Origin of the sequence: Streptococcus infantarius subsp. infantarius ATCC BAA-102 (assembly GCF_000154985.1) — a bacterium.
In the GTDB taxonomy this organism is placed as follows: domain Bacteria; phylum Bacillota; class Bacilli; order Lactobacillales; family Streptococcaceae; genus Streptococcus; species Streptococcus infantarius.
Genome location: NZ_DS572682.1, coordinates 1 through 13,127, shown reverse-complemented (window position 1 = coordinate 13,127; position 13,127 = coordinate 1). Strand labels below are relative to the sequence as shown.

At 38.9% G+C, this 13,127-nt stretch carries 15 protein-coding genes; 1 reads left to right on the top strand and 14 read right to left on the bottom strand.

What is annotated here, in order from left to right; genetic code table 11:
- Positions 1 to 37 precede the first annotated feature (37 nt).
- From STRINF_RS00730 to STRINF_RS00665, 14 genes are all read right to left on the bottom strand, one after another.
- Positions 38 to 811: an acetyl-CoA carboxylase carboxyl transferase subunit alpha gene (locus tag STRINF_RS00730; RefSeq protein ID WP_006531088.1), complete on the bottom strand. Its 774-nt coding sequence runs from the start codon at positions 809 to 811 to the stop codon at positions 38 to 40.
- Positions 808 to 1,674 (bottom strand): acetyl-CoA carboxylase, carboxyltransferase subunit beta, encoded by an 867-nt coding sequence (gene accD, locus STRINF_RS00725; RefSeq protein WP_006531087.1) that lies wholly within the window; start codon positions 1,672 to 1,674, stop codon positions 808 to 810. Before accD ends, STRINF_RS00730 begins: the two co-directional genes overlap by 4 nt.
- Before the next feature lie 8 nt (positions 1,675 to 1,682).
- Complete coding sequence (locus STRINF_RS00720; protein ID WP_006531086.1) at positions 1,683 to 3,053, bottom strand: acetyl-CoA carboxylase biotin carboxylase subunit; 1,371 nt, start codon at positions 3,051 to 3,053, stop codon at positions 1,683 to 1,685.
- A gap of 87 nt (positions 3,054 to 3,140) precedes the next feature.
- Entirely contained in the window at positions 3,141 to 3,563 is a 423-nt protein-coding gene (gene fabZ, locus STRINF_RS00715; protein ID WP_006531085.1) for a 3-hydroxyacyl-ACP dehydratase FabZ, read from the bottom strand.
- Positions 3,560 to 4,036, bottom strand: a complete 477-nt coding sequence (accB, locus tag STRINF_RS00710) for an acetyl-CoA carboxylase biotin carboxyl carrier protein (RefSeq protein ID WP_006531084.1) — start codon at positions 4,034 to 4,036, stop codon at positions 3,560 to 3,562. Before accB ends, fabZ begins: the two co-directional genes overlap by 4 nt.
- Before the next feature lie 2 nt (positions 4,037 to 4,038).
- Complete coding sequence (gene fabF / locus STRINF_RS00705; protein WP_006531083.1) at positions 4,039 to 5,271, bottom strand: beta-ketoacyl-ACP synthase II; 1,233 nt, start codon at positions 5,269 to 5,271, stop codon at positions 4,039 to 4,041.
- A gap of 66 nt (positions 5,272 to 5,337) precedes the next feature.
- Positions 5,338 to 6,069 (bottom strand): 3-oxoacyl-[acyl-carrier-protein] reductase, encoded by a 732-nt coding sequence (gene fabG, locus STRINF_RS00700; protein WP_006531082.1) that lies wholly within the window; start codon positions 6,067 to 6,069, stop codon positions 5,338 to 5,340.
- Positions 6,070 to 6,078: 9 nt separating this feature from the next.
- Positions 6,079 to 6,999, bottom strand: a complete 921-nt coding sequence (fabD, locus tag STRINF_RS00695) for an ACP S-malonyltransferase (protein ID WP_006531081.1) — start codon at positions 6,997 to 6,999, stop codon at positions 6,079 to 6,081.
- 45 nt (positions 7,000 to 7,044) lie between these two features.
- The gene (fabK, locus tag STRINF_RS00690; RefSeq protein WP_006531080.1) at positions 7,045 to 8,013 is read right to left on the bottom strand and encodes an enoyl-[acyl-carrier-protein] reductase FabK; all 969 of its coding nucleotides are present in this window, start codon (positions 8,011 to 8,013) and stop codon (positions 7,045 to 7,047) included.
- Positions 8,014 to 8,177: 164 nt separating this feature from the next.
- Positions 8,178 to 8,402, bottom strand: a complete 225-nt coding sequence (locus tag STRINF_RS00685) for an acyl carrier protein (protein WP_006531079.1) — start codon at positions 8,400 to 8,402, stop codon at positions 8,178 to 8,180.
- Between the two features lie 60 nt (positions 8,403 to 8,462).
- Positions 8,463 to 9,437, bottom strand: a complete 975-nt coding sequence (locus STRINF_RS00680) for a beta-ketoacyl-ACP synthase III (RefSeq protein ID WP_006531078.1) — start codon at positions 9,435 to 9,437, stop codon at positions 8,463 to 8,465.
- A 2-nt stretch (positions 9,438 to 9,439) separates the two neighbouring features.
- Positions 9,440 to 9,874: a fatty acid biosynthesis transcriptional regulator FabT gene (fabT, locus tag STRINF_RS00675; RefSeq protein ID WP_014334322.1), complete on the bottom strand. Its 435-nt coding sequence runs from the start codon at positions 9,872 to 9,874 to the stop codon at positions 9,440 to 9,442.
- Positions 9,875 to 9,989: 115 nt separating this feature from the next.
- Complete coding sequence (locus tag STRINF_RS00670) at positions 9,990 to 10,778, bottom strand: enoyl-CoA hydratase (protein ID WP_006531076.1); 789 nt, start codon at positions 10,776 to 10,778, stop codon at positions 9,990 to 9,992.
- A 190-nt stretch (positions 10,779 to 10,968) separates the two neighbouring features.
- On the bottom strand, positions 10,969 to 11,616 hold the full coding sequence (locus STRINF_RS00665) for an HAD family hydrolase (RefSeq protein WP_006531075.1): 648 nt from the start codon (positions 11,614 to 11,616) through the stop codon (positions 10,969 to 10,971).
- A 96-nt stretch (positions 11,617 to 11,712) separates the two neighbouring features.
- Here STRINF_RS00665 and STRINF_RS00660 point away from each other — a divergent pair, with 96 nt between their 5' ends.
- The gene (locus tag STRINF_RS00660) at positions 11,713 to 13,071 is read left to right on the top strand and encodes an aspartate kinase (RefSeq protein ID WP_006531074.1); all 1,359 of its coding nucleotides are present in this window, start codon (positions 11,713 to 11,715) and stop codon (positions 13,069 to 13,071) included.
- Positions 13,072 to 13,127 lie beyond the last annotated feature (56 nt).

The following is a 13,127-nucleotide window of genomic DNA, read 5'->3' as shown; positions in this document are numbered from 1 at the left end:
GATTTCTATGACTTGAGGCTAGTACAATGCGGAATTTTTAAAATTTTCTAAAGCGTTGATAACGATTTTCAAGTAATTGTTCCAAAGGAAGTTGGCTAAGCTCCTCTAGTTCAGAAATAAGATTTGTCTTAATCATCTCAACGATTTCGCTTGAGAAATAACCATGTTCTGGAATCACTTTATCGATAACTCCCATATTATAAAGTTCTCCAGCTGTTATTTTCATCAGTTCTGCTGCTTCGGTTGCACGTGAACCATCTTTCCAAAGGATTGAGGCAAAGCCTTCTGGGCTCAAAATCGCATACATGCTGTGTTCAAGCATCCAAACCTTATCAGCTACAGCGAGCGCTAAAGCACCACCAGAGCCACCTTCTCCAATGATAATAGCAATAATCGGCACCTTAAGATTGCTCATTTCAAGCAGGTTACGCGCGATTGCTTCACCTTGCCCGCGTTCTTCAGCACCAACACCTGGATAAGCTCCAGCAGTATTGATAAAAGTAACGACAGGACGACCAAATTTCTCGGCTTGTTTCATCAAGCGAAGCGCCTTGCGGTAACCTTCTGGATTCGGTTGACCAAAATTGCGTTTTAGATTCTCCTGTAAATTTTTCCCTTTTTGAATACCAATAACCGTCACAGGACGACTGGCAAGTCGAGCAATTCCCCCAACGATTGCTCCATCATCAGCAAAATGACGATCTCCATGAAGTTCCATAAAGTCATCAAAAATCAAATTAGCATATTCCAAGGTTGTCAAACGCCCTTGATCACGCGCTTCTTTCAAAATTCTTGATACGTCGCTACTCATTTGGCACCTCCATGAAACGCAACTAATTTAGCAATTGTGTCTGGCATTTCTGTACGTTTAACAATGGCATCCACAAAACCGTGTTCCAAAAGAAACTCTGCTCTTTGGAAATCTTCAGGTAAATTTTCGCGCACTGTTGTCTCAATAACACGACGACCGGCAAAACCAACCAAAGCTTGCGGTTCTGCTAGGATAATGTCACCTTCCATGGCAAAGCTTGCTGTCACCCCTCCTGTTGTAGGGTCAGTCAAGATTGTCAAATAGAATAAACCAGCTTCAGAGTGACGTTTAACAGCAGCTGAAATTTTCGCCATTTGCATCAAACTCATAATACCTTCTTGCATACGAGCACCTCCTGATGCTGTAAAAATAACAACAGGTAGTTTTTCAGCAGTCGCCATTTCAAATAAACGCGTGATTTTTTCGCCGACAACTGTTCCCATGGAAGCCATGATAAAGTTAGAGTCCATGATAGCAAGTGCTACTTTTTCTCCCTTAATCAAAGCTTTACCAGTCATGACAGCCTCTTCAAGACCAGTTTTTTCACGCATTTTAGCTAATTTTTCCTGATAGCCAGGAAACTTAAGTGGGTCACTTATTTCAAGCCCAGTAAAGAGTTCTTCAAAGCTTCCTTCATCTACTGTAATCGCCAAACGTTCTTTAGCAGAAATACGGAAGTTATAAGAACAAGCTGGACAAATCTTTGCAACCCCTAAGTCTTTTTGATAAATCATGTGCTTACAAGCTGGACACTTGGCAAACAATTCATCAGGAACCTCAGGAACTTCACGAGGTTCCGATTGTTTAATAGAGCTATTGGGAGTAATTCGGATGTACTTATCTTTTTTACTAAATAAAGCCATGAAATCTCCTAATCATTTTCCTTATTGTAGTTTGGTAAGAATGTCTCCATCAAGAATGAAGTATCATAATCCCCTGCAATCACATGCTCATCACAAATCAAATCCATTTGGAATTCGACGTTTGTTGTCACACCTTCAATTTCCAATTCATAAAGGGCACGTTGCATTTTCATCAAAGCATCAAAACGATTTTCACCATGTACAATGATTTTAGCAATCATACTATCATAATATGGTGGAATCGTATAGCCATTATAAACAGCAGAGTCTACACGCAATCCAACACCACCACTTGGCAAATACAAATCTGTAATTTTACCAGGACTTGGTGCAAAGTTAAATTTCGGATTTTCAGCATTGATACGACATTCGATAGCATGACCTGTGATTTTAATGTCGTCTTGTGTCACAGACAATTCTTGTCCTGCTGCAATACGAATTTGTTCTTTGACAATATCAACACCAGTGACGAATTCTGTTACAGGGTGCTCAACTTGAACACGTGTATTCATTTCCATGAAATAGAATTGTGATGTCTTTTCATCAAGCAAGAATTCAATCGTACCTGCATTTTCATAACCAACAGCTTTGGCTGCGCGTACAGCAGCATCACCAATCTTACCGCGAAGAGTTTTACCGATAGCAATTGATGGGCTTTCTTCAAGTACTTTTTGGTTATTGCGTTGAAGCGAACAATCACGTTCACCAAGGTGAACCACATTACCGTAAGAATCCCCTAAGATTTGAACTTCGATATGGCGAGCCGGGTAAACCACTTTTTCAATGTACATAGCACCATTACCAAACGCTGCCAAAGCTTCTTGAGAAGCTGATTCAAAAGCTGGTACAAGGTCTTGGGCTGATTCAACTTTACGAATTCCTTTACCGCCGCCACCAGCTGAAGCTTTAAGCATCACTGGGTAGCCAAGTTTCTCAGCAACTTCTAAAGCTTGCTCAGCTGTAAATACTTCACCGTCTGATCCAGGAATAACCGGGACATTAGCTGCAATCATTTCAGCACGGGCATTAATTTTATCACCCATTTTGTCCATGATTTCAGCACTTGGTCCTATAAACTTGATATGCATTTCTTCACACATGGTTGCGAATTTTGAGTTTTCACTCAAAAAACCAAATCCAGGGTGAATCGCTTCAGCACCTGTTACAACAGCAGCTGACAAGACGGCATTCATATTAAGATAAGAGTCTGTCGAACGAGCTGGACCGATACAAATTGCTTCATCAGCCAAAATCGTATGCAAAGAATTTTTATCAGCTTCAGAATAGACAGCTACCGTATTGATTCCCAATTCACGTGCCGCACGAATAATACGCACCGCAATTTCTCCACGATTGGCAATTAATATTTTTTTAAACATACGTCTGCTTTTTCCTCCTATTTGGAATGTATTAGCATTCCAGTCAAAATTCTTTTTTTGTCACAGTTTACGTTAAACTACTATTTCTTAACTACCAATAGCAAACGTCAATGTGCCAGAAGCTGCTAATTCCCCATCAACTTCTGCTTTTGCCTCAACCACAGCAATCGTACCACGGCGTTTGACAAATTTCGCTGTCATAATCAATTGGTCACCTGGAACAACTTGTTTTTTGAAACGTACTTTATCCATTCCGGCATAAAAGACCAATTTCCCTTTATTTTCTTCTTTTGAAAGTTCTAAAACACCTGCTGTTTGAGCAAGAGCTTCCATGATGAGAACCCCTGGCATAACAGGGTATTCTGGAAAGTGACCATTGAAAAATGGTTCATTGATTGTCACATTTTTAACAGCAACAATTTCATCATCACTCACTTCAAGCACACGGTCAACCAAAAGCATTGGGTAACGGTGTGGTAGAGCTTCACGAATTTGTTTAATATCAATCATTTAATACGTACCAATCCTTGTCCAAATTCAACAACGTCATCGTTATTTACCATCACTTCTGTCACAATACCATCTTTTGGAGCTGGAATTTCATTCATGACCTTCATAGCTTCAATGATTAACAAAGTTTGACCTTTTTTAACAGCATCACCAACTGATACAAAGGCTGGTTTATCTGGAGCTGGTGCAAGGTAAGCTACCCCAACAAGTGGGCTTGGTACTTCTTCACCTTCAGCAAAAATATCAGTATTGGCTGCTACTTCGGCCTCAGCAGGTGCTGCTGCTTGTGGTGCTTGTGCCGCAGCCACTTCACCAGTTGCTGAAACAGGTGCTGCTTCAGCAACTGGTGCTACAGGCGCAGTGTATTCATTTTTACTAAATGTTAATTCAGACTCACCTGTTTTAAATGAGAATTCACGTAGACTTGACTGGTCAAATTGAGCCATCAAGTCCTTCACTTCAGAAATATTCACGCTTAAGCCTCCCAACGTTTAAATGCTAGAACAGCATTGTGTCCGCCAAATCCGAATGTATTTGAAATGGCATATTCTAATTCTGCTTCTTGACCTTGTCCGTAAACTACATTTGCTTCGATATCTTCTGACAATTCACGAGTACCAGCAGTCATTGGAATGTAGTTATGGCGAATAGCTTCGATAGTTGCGACAGCTTCAACAGCACCAGCAGCACCAAGAAGGTGTCCTGTGAATGATTTTGTTGAAGATACTGGAACATCTTTACCAAGGACAGTGACGATAGCTTTGCTTTCACCTTTTTCATTAGCTTGAGTTGATGTACCATGTGCGTTAACATAGTCAACATCTTCTGGTGAAATGCCAGCTTCTTTGATAGCCAATTCAATAGCTTTTGCAGCACCTGAACCATCAGGAGTTGGTGTTGTTTGGTGGTAAGCATCACAGTTACTACCATAACCAACAACTTCAGCAAGAATTGTTGCACCACGTTTTTGAGCGTGTTCAAGACTTTCAAGAACAAGCACACCAGCACCTTCACCCATAACAAAACCATTGCGATCTTTATCAAATGGAATAGCAGAGCGAGCTGGGTCTTCTGTTGTAGAAAGGGCAGTCAAAGCATTGAAACCACCGATACCAATTTCATTAATTGTAGATTCAGCACCACCAGCAAGAATCACATCATGGTAGCCGAATTTGATTTCACGGAATGCTTCACCGATAGCATCGTTAGATGAGGCACAAGCAGTTGTGATTGATTTACATACACCACGCGCACCAATACGAAGAGCAATGTTACCAGCAGCCATATTTGACAAAGCTTTAGGGATGAACATTGGTTGAATACGTTTGATACCTTTTTCGTGCATACGAATGATTTGCTCTTGCATTTCTTGCAAACCACCGATACCAGATGATACGATAACACCAGTACGGTCACGATCAACTGTATCCATATCAAGTTTTGCATTTTCAAGAGCTTCTAAAGTCGCATAAATCGCATAAAGTGAATATTGATCCATGCGGTTTTTATCTTTACGAACAAAATATTTATCAAAAGGAAAATCATGGATTTCCCCAGCATTATGAACTGGGATTTCAGAATTATCAAATTTAGTAATTGGTCCGATACCAATTTTACCGTCATGAAGATTATTCCAGAATTCTTCTGGAGTATTTCCGATAGGTGATGTTAAACCATAACCTGTTACTACAACTCTATTTAATGTCATTTTTGTCTCCTTTTAAGAGAAATTATACTTCTAATTTTAAACTATTACAGCAAAGCAAACAATAGTTTACATTGCCATACCACCATCAATTGCAATGACTTGTCCAGTCAAGTATTCTTGCTCAGCTAAGAAGCTTGCTACTGTTGCCACTTCTTCAGCTTTACCGATACGTTTCATTGGAATACCAGCCAGAATAGCTTCTTGCATTTTTTCAGGAATCGCATCTGTCATATCTGACTCGATAAATCCAGGAGCAATGGCATTGACGCGAACTCCACGTGCTGCGACTTCACGCGCAACTGATTTTGTAAAACCAATCAAACCAGCTTTTGAAGCTGCATAGTTTGCTTGACCTACATTTCCTGTCAAACCAACAACGCTAGACAAATTAATGATAGCACCCTGACGCGCTCTCGTCATCGGTTTCAAGACTGATTGCGTCATGTTGAAAGCACCTGTCAAATTCACTTTAAGCACTGATTCAAAATCAGCTTCAGTCATTTTCAACATCAATTTATCATTTGTGATACCAGCATTGTTAACCAAAATATCAACAGAACCAAGTTTCGCGATAGCTTCATCAACCATGCGTTTAGCATCATCAAATTGTGACACATCACCAGAAATGACAATAACTTTCACTTGATAATCTTTAAAACTATTAATCAATTCTGCTGAAATTTCTGAACGACCGTTAAGCACCACATTAGCCCCTAGGCTTGCAAAACGGTGGGCAATAGCTAAACCAATTCCGCGGGTTGACCCAGTTACAAAAACATTCTTATTTTTGATATCCATGACTATCTCCTATTTTTCTAGCAAAACACTTAAGCTTGCTTCGTCTTCAACACTTGCTGTTGGAATACTTCTATCAATTTTACGAAGGAAGCCACTCAAAACTTTACCTGGACCAATTTCAATAACTTCTGTCATGCCAAGCTTACGCATAGTCTCGATAGAATCATAAAAACGAACTGGTTCTTTCACTTGTCTAGCAAGTAAAGCTTTGATATCGCCGTACTGCATGACTTTAGCTTCTGTATTTCCAATCAAAGGAATTTCAAAATCAGAAAAAGTCACTTTATCAAGTACTTCTGATAAACGTTTGCTAGCTGGTGCCAACAAAGCAGTGTGGAAAGGTCCTGAAACTTTCAAAGGAATCAGGCGTTTCACACCGCCTTGCTTAAGTAATTCCACAGCATAATTCACAGCTTCAGTCTCACCACCAATCACAATCTGTGCTGGTGTGTTATAGTTAGCTGGTGTCACTACACCCTTAATAGAAGCTTTTTGACAAATCTCTTCAATAAGAGACGCTTCTGTATTCATGACAGCAACCATTTTCCCAGTTCCAGCTGGAGCTGCAGTTTCCATAAATTCTCCACGTTTTGCCACCAAAGCAACAGCATCTTCAAAGTTTAAAGCTCCTGAAGCTACCAAGGCTGAATATTCACCAAGTGAAAGCCCTGCAACCATATCTGCTTTAAAGCCCTTCTCTTGCAATAAACGATAAATCGCAACAGAAGTTGTCAAAATAGCTGGCTGTGTATAGCGTGTTTGATTTAATTTATCCTCTTCCTTATCAATTAAATCACGAAGATTATAGCCAAGAATAGAACTAGCTTGATCAAAAGTCTCCCTTACAATAGGATATTTTTCGTATAAATCACTTGCCATTCCAAGTTTTTGAGCCCCTTGACCAGCAAATAAAAAGGCAATTTTCGTCATTAAATCCTCCCAAACGGAATTTGATTTTTTATTTAAATAGAAATTTTAATCTTTCTCAATGTCAGCCCAACGTTTAGCTTCTTCTAAGATAACTTTTTGAGCTCCATAGTAGAGATCTTTTAAGATTTCTTCACATGTTTCTTCTTTACGAATCAAACCTGCGATTTGACCTGCCATGACTGAACCAGTCACAACATCACCATCGACAACAGCATTACGCAAAGCACCTGCTCCCAATACTTCGATGTCTTCTTTTGTCTTACGACCTGCCAAGAAGTCTTTCTCTGCGTGAGCATATGATGTTGTCAATTTATTTTTAACGGCACGTACTGGATGTCCAACGACAGACGCAGAAATAACCGTATCAATATCTTTTGATTTTAAAATTTTGTCTTTGAAGTTTTGGTGAGCATTAGATTCTTTGGCAACAGCAAAGCGAGTTCCCACTTGAACGGCTTCAGCACCAAGCATAAAGACAGCTGCTGCACCACGTCCATCACCGACACCACCAGCACCAATAACTGGAATACTAACCGCATCAACAACTTGACGCACAAGAGTCATTGTTGTTAATTTACCAATATGGCCACCAGCTTCCATACCTTCAGCGATAACCGCATCTGCACCAAGTTTTTCCATACGTTTTGCAAGCGCAACACTAGGAACAACTGGAATGACAGTGATACCTGCTTCGTGAAAACGTTCCATGTATTTACCTGGATTACCAGCACCAGTTGTGACAACTTTGACCCCTTCTTCAATCACAAGGTCAACAATGTCATCAACAAATGGTGACAAAAGCATAATATTCACACCAAAAGGTTTATCAGTAATTTGTTTAACCTTATCAATATTTGCTTTAACAACTTCTTTAGGGGCATTACCACCACCGATAATACCTAAACCACCAGCGTTTGAAACGGCACCAGCCAAGTCACCATCAGCAACCCAAGCCATACCTCCTTGAAAAATTGGATATTTGATATTTAATAATTCTGTAATACGTGTTTTCATGTTAAACCTTCTTAGTCTTTACCAAACAATAATTTGATAGTCAAACTATCATAATAAGAAGAGAGGGAGTAAGATAAGTTTTCGCTTACTAGCAACCTATCCCACAGCCCTTTCTACTAAATATATAGTGGAGTTAGTTTTTAATTCCAACTCCATCCATGTCATTATTTTGTTTTTTCTTCAACGTAAGCAACCAAGTCACCTACAGTGTTAAGACCTTCTTCAGTTTCGATTTGAATATCAAATGCATCTTCGATTTCTGAGATTACTTGGAAAACATCAAGTGAATCAGCATCAAGTTCATCGAAAGTAGTTTCCAATTTAACTTCTTCTGCTTCTTTACCAAGTTCTTCAACGATAATTTCTTGTACTTTTTCAAATACTGCCATGATTAATTTCTCCTTAATAAATATATATAATATCTCATGCTATAATGCACAAGTTTGTAACTAGATTTTAACAATTAGACTTCCCCATGTCAAACCTCCACCAAATCCTGATAGAAGAATTGTCTGAGAACCATCTAATTTTATAAGTCCCTTATCCACTGATTCTGATAAGAGAATTGGAATACTCGCCGCACTGGTATTACCATATTCCATCATATTTGCCAAAAACTTATCTCGGTCAATAGACATTTTTCGTGCCATTTTGTCCAAAATGCGAATATTAGCCTGATGCAAAAGCAAATAGTCAAGATCTTCAACTGAAACTTCAGAAGCATCAATAAGAGTCTTGATACTCTTAGCCACATCTCTGATTGCAAAATCAAAGATAGCCCTACCATCCATTTTCAAGAACTTATCATCCTCTTCTTTTTCAGAAAATGGCGAAGACAAGCCAACTTTGGCTGATGTCAAGCTAAGACCACGACTTCCATCAGTATTTAATGATTCTGCTAGGAAATGTTTTGTTTCTGTTGCTTCAAGCAAAACACCACCAGCACCATCACCAAATAAAACTGAAGTGCTTCGGTCAGACCAGTCCAGTGTTTTTGACAATGTTTCAGCACCAATGACGATACCGCGCTTATAGATACCCGATTGAATAAATTTATCCGCAGTCGAAAGAGCAAACACAAAGCCACTACATGCTGCTGTCACATCCATGGCAAAAGCATTTACAGCACCGATATTTCCTTGAATACGAGCTGCTGTTGCCGGCATCAGACTATCAGGGGTAATTGTTGCAACAATGATGAAATCAATATCCACAGCTGATAAACCAGCTTTTGAAAGTAGTTTCTTGGCAACTTGCGTCCCTAAATCACTAGTTGTTTCATCTCGAGTGATATGTCGTCTTCTAATTCCCGTACGTGATGAAATCCATTCATCGCTGGTGTCCATGATTTCAGACAAATCATCGTTTGTAATCACTTGTTCAGGGGCATAGGCTGCTGCCTGAGCAATTCTTGCAAATACCATTATTACATTAACTCCTCAAGAAACTGGTGAAGATTTTTAAGCCCTCTCAAAAGAGCTTCTAGTTCTTCTTCATTCATGTCTTCCGCAATATGAGAAACCATATTTTTGTGGAATTTATGATGAAGCCTATCTAATAATCTTCCTTTTTTTGTCAAAGTTAAATGAACCACACGACGGTCCAATTTCGAACGTCGTCTTTCAATATAACCTTTTGCCTCAAGCTTATTTAAACTAGTGGTTATTGTACCGAGGGTCAACATCAACTCACGTGCAATATCACTTGGAGTCACATTAGAATTCTTACCAATAATCTCAATGGTATGCATTTCCTTTAATGAAACATCGTTGAATTGACTTGTTCGCAAACTAGTCTCTTCGATAACCTGAACACGATTAAAAATATCAACCAAATATTCATTAATTCTATTATAATCCAAGATTTCACCTCCTAAATAAACTTTGACAATCAAATTATATCAAACATCAAAATATTTTGCAAGGTATTTCGGGTCAAACTGGAAAAATAATTTAAAAATCAAACTATTATTTACATTACTTTCCTGAAAATTTCGGACGGCGTTTTTCAGCAAAAGCACGAACACCTTCTTTGAAATCTTCCTTAAAAGCTAATTCTTCTTGAAGTTGCAATTCAAGTTTTGTATAGTCTTCCCAGCCTTCATATTGGGCTTTCCAAGACATTTCCTTAATGGCACGGTATGAATTAATTGAACCGCGAAGCAGACGTTTCGTTAACTGATTTGTCGTTCTTTCTAGTTTTTCAGATTCACAAAGACGATAAACAATGCCATATTCAAAGGCTTTTTCTGCATTTACCCCTTCACCTGTCATAGCTAACTGAACCGCACGTGTTGTTCCGATAGCGCGACTCATCAAGAAAAGTCCTCCAGCATCTGGAGCAAGACCAACACCAACAAAGGCTTGAATAAATTTGGCTTTTTCACTTGCGACCACAAAATCCGCCGCAACAGCCATATTTGCTGCTGCACCAGCAACCGCACCATCTACGCTCATAATCACTGGTTTTGGTAATTTTTTCATGGCAAAGGAAATTTTATTAACTAAACTTGCAATTTCAACTAGCGATTCGACGTTATCAGATTCAACCGCACGTTGCATCTCAGCCACGTCCCCACCAATTGAAAAAACTTTACCAACTGCTTGAATGACCAAAATTTTCACAGAATCATCTGTTTTCACTAAGTCTAAAACCTCAAGAATTTCTTGACAAGTTGGAATATTAAAACCATTCGAAATATCTGGGCGATTCAAGGTCAAAGTTGCGACTTCTCCCTTTTCATAAATCACATTATCGAAAGACATCTACCTACCTCCATCAGATGTGATAAAAATAGTTTGATAATTTAACTATTTAGCACCAGCTATTTTAGCACATTATTCATTGATAAATCAAGAGAAAAATGGCATTTTAAGTAATTTAGTTTGACTTTTTAATATTTGAAATATCAAACTATTATAATAAAAAAGTAGGAGTAATCCTACTTTGACATCATTATTTGCTTAATTCTTCAATAACTTGTGTTAGATTGTTCACCAGACGACTTGCCTTACTTTGGTTCATATCAAATAACTGATCTTCAATCGCCCAAACCTCTAAATCGGCAGAGACACCAGCCTGAATACCTTTTTCACTATCTTCAATAACTAGCGTTTCGTCATTGTTAAAGCCAAGTTGTTTTCGTGCTTCTTGATAAATCGCAGGATGTGGTTTTCCCTTTTCAAATTCCTCACCTGATAAAATCACTGAAAAATATGCTAACAACTGAGTTTCCTCAAGAGCTTTCAAAATATCATGTTTAGTTGAGCTAGAAGCTAGCCCTAAACGGTACCCTCTTTCAAAAAGTCCTTTAACCACTTTAAAAGTATCTTCAAAAATCAAGTCTTTGTATGGAAGCGGATGCGTTTTTTTGTAAATAGAATACTCTTTTTGCAGCTGATCAGTATCCCATTTGTCCAAATCATCACGCAAAATGTCTCGCCAGATTTGTTTCATATTACCGCCGATAAAGAAACTAGGTGGTAAGTGCTTTATACTGATCCCTTTGTCAGCCAAAAACTTCTCGCGACGGCGATAATAAAACGTCTCAGTATCGAATAAAACACCATCCATATCAAAAATAATTGCTTTAAATTTTTCCATTCCTCTATTATACTATCTTTTTATTTGAAAAACTACTGACAAGTTTTCAGAATTTTGCTATAATTGTATACGAATTTTAGAAAAGTGGAGAAGGTCATGAAAGTAATCAAATTTGGTGGTAGTTCACTGGCTTCGGCTGAACAACTAAAAAAAGTTTTGAATATTGTGAAATCTGATAACGAACGACGTTTTGTTGTTGTATCAGCACCCGGAAAACGTAACTCAGAAGATACTAAGGTAACCGATGCTCTTATTAAGTATTACAAGAACTACACCTCAGATGATGATGTCACTGCTGCACAAGAATGGATTATTAACCGTTACCAAGCCATTGCAGATGAGCTTGGACTCAGTTCATCAATTATGAGCAAAATTGCAGGTGCGATTACAAATCTTGCGACACTTCCTATTGAATGTAACGAATTCCTATATGACACATTTCTTGCAGCTGGTGAAGATAACAACGCAAAACTTGTAGCAGAATTTTTCCGTAAAAACGGCCTCAATGCACGCTATGTTCACCCTAAAGAAGCAGGTATCATTGTTTCAAGTGAACCAGGAAATGCTCGTATTCTTCCATCAAGCTACGATAAACTCGAAGAATTACGTGATTCGGAGGAAATCCTTGTTATCCCAGGTTTCTTTGGTGTAACAGTTGATGGTCAAATCTGTACATTCTCACGTGGGGGTTCAGATATTTCAGGTTCTATCGTTGCAGCAGGTGTTAAAGCAGACTTGTACGAAAACTTTACTGATGTCGATGGTATCTTTGCAGCTCACCCAGGAGTGGTTCACAAACCTCACACAATCCAAGAATTAACATACCGTGAAATGCGTGAACTTGCTTATGCTGGATTTTCAGTGCTCCACGACGAAGCACTTATTCCTGCTTACCGCGGCAAAATTCCTCTCGTTATCAAAAACACCAACAACCCTGAACACCCAGGAACTCGAATCACACTAAAACACAGTGGACCAACTGTACCTGTTATTGGTATCGCAGCTGATGACGAATTTGCAAGTATCAACTTGTCTAAATACCTCATGAACCGCGAAGTCGGATTTGGTCGCAAAGTCCTTCAAATTCTTGAAGACCTAAATATACGTTGGGAACACATCCCAACAGGTATCGATGACATGTCAGTCATCGTTCGCGAACGTGAACTTACACCAATCAAAGAACAAGAAATCACTTCATACTTAACTCATGAACTTGGCGTAGATGAAGTCTATATTGAACACAATCTTTCAATCATCATGATTGTAGGTGAAGATATGAAAAACCATATTGGTGTCACAGCAACAGCAACCAAAGCTCTCTCCGATAAACACATTAACTTGGAAATGATTTCTCAAGGATCAAGCGAAGTATCTGTCATGTTCGTTACACAAACAGAACACGAAAAGCAAGCCGTTCGAGCACTTTACAAAGCCTTCTTCCGGGCAGAAGAGTAAGCAAAAGACCAGAATCCTCTGGTCTTTTCTTATGGTCTAAAATCTGAGAAATACGG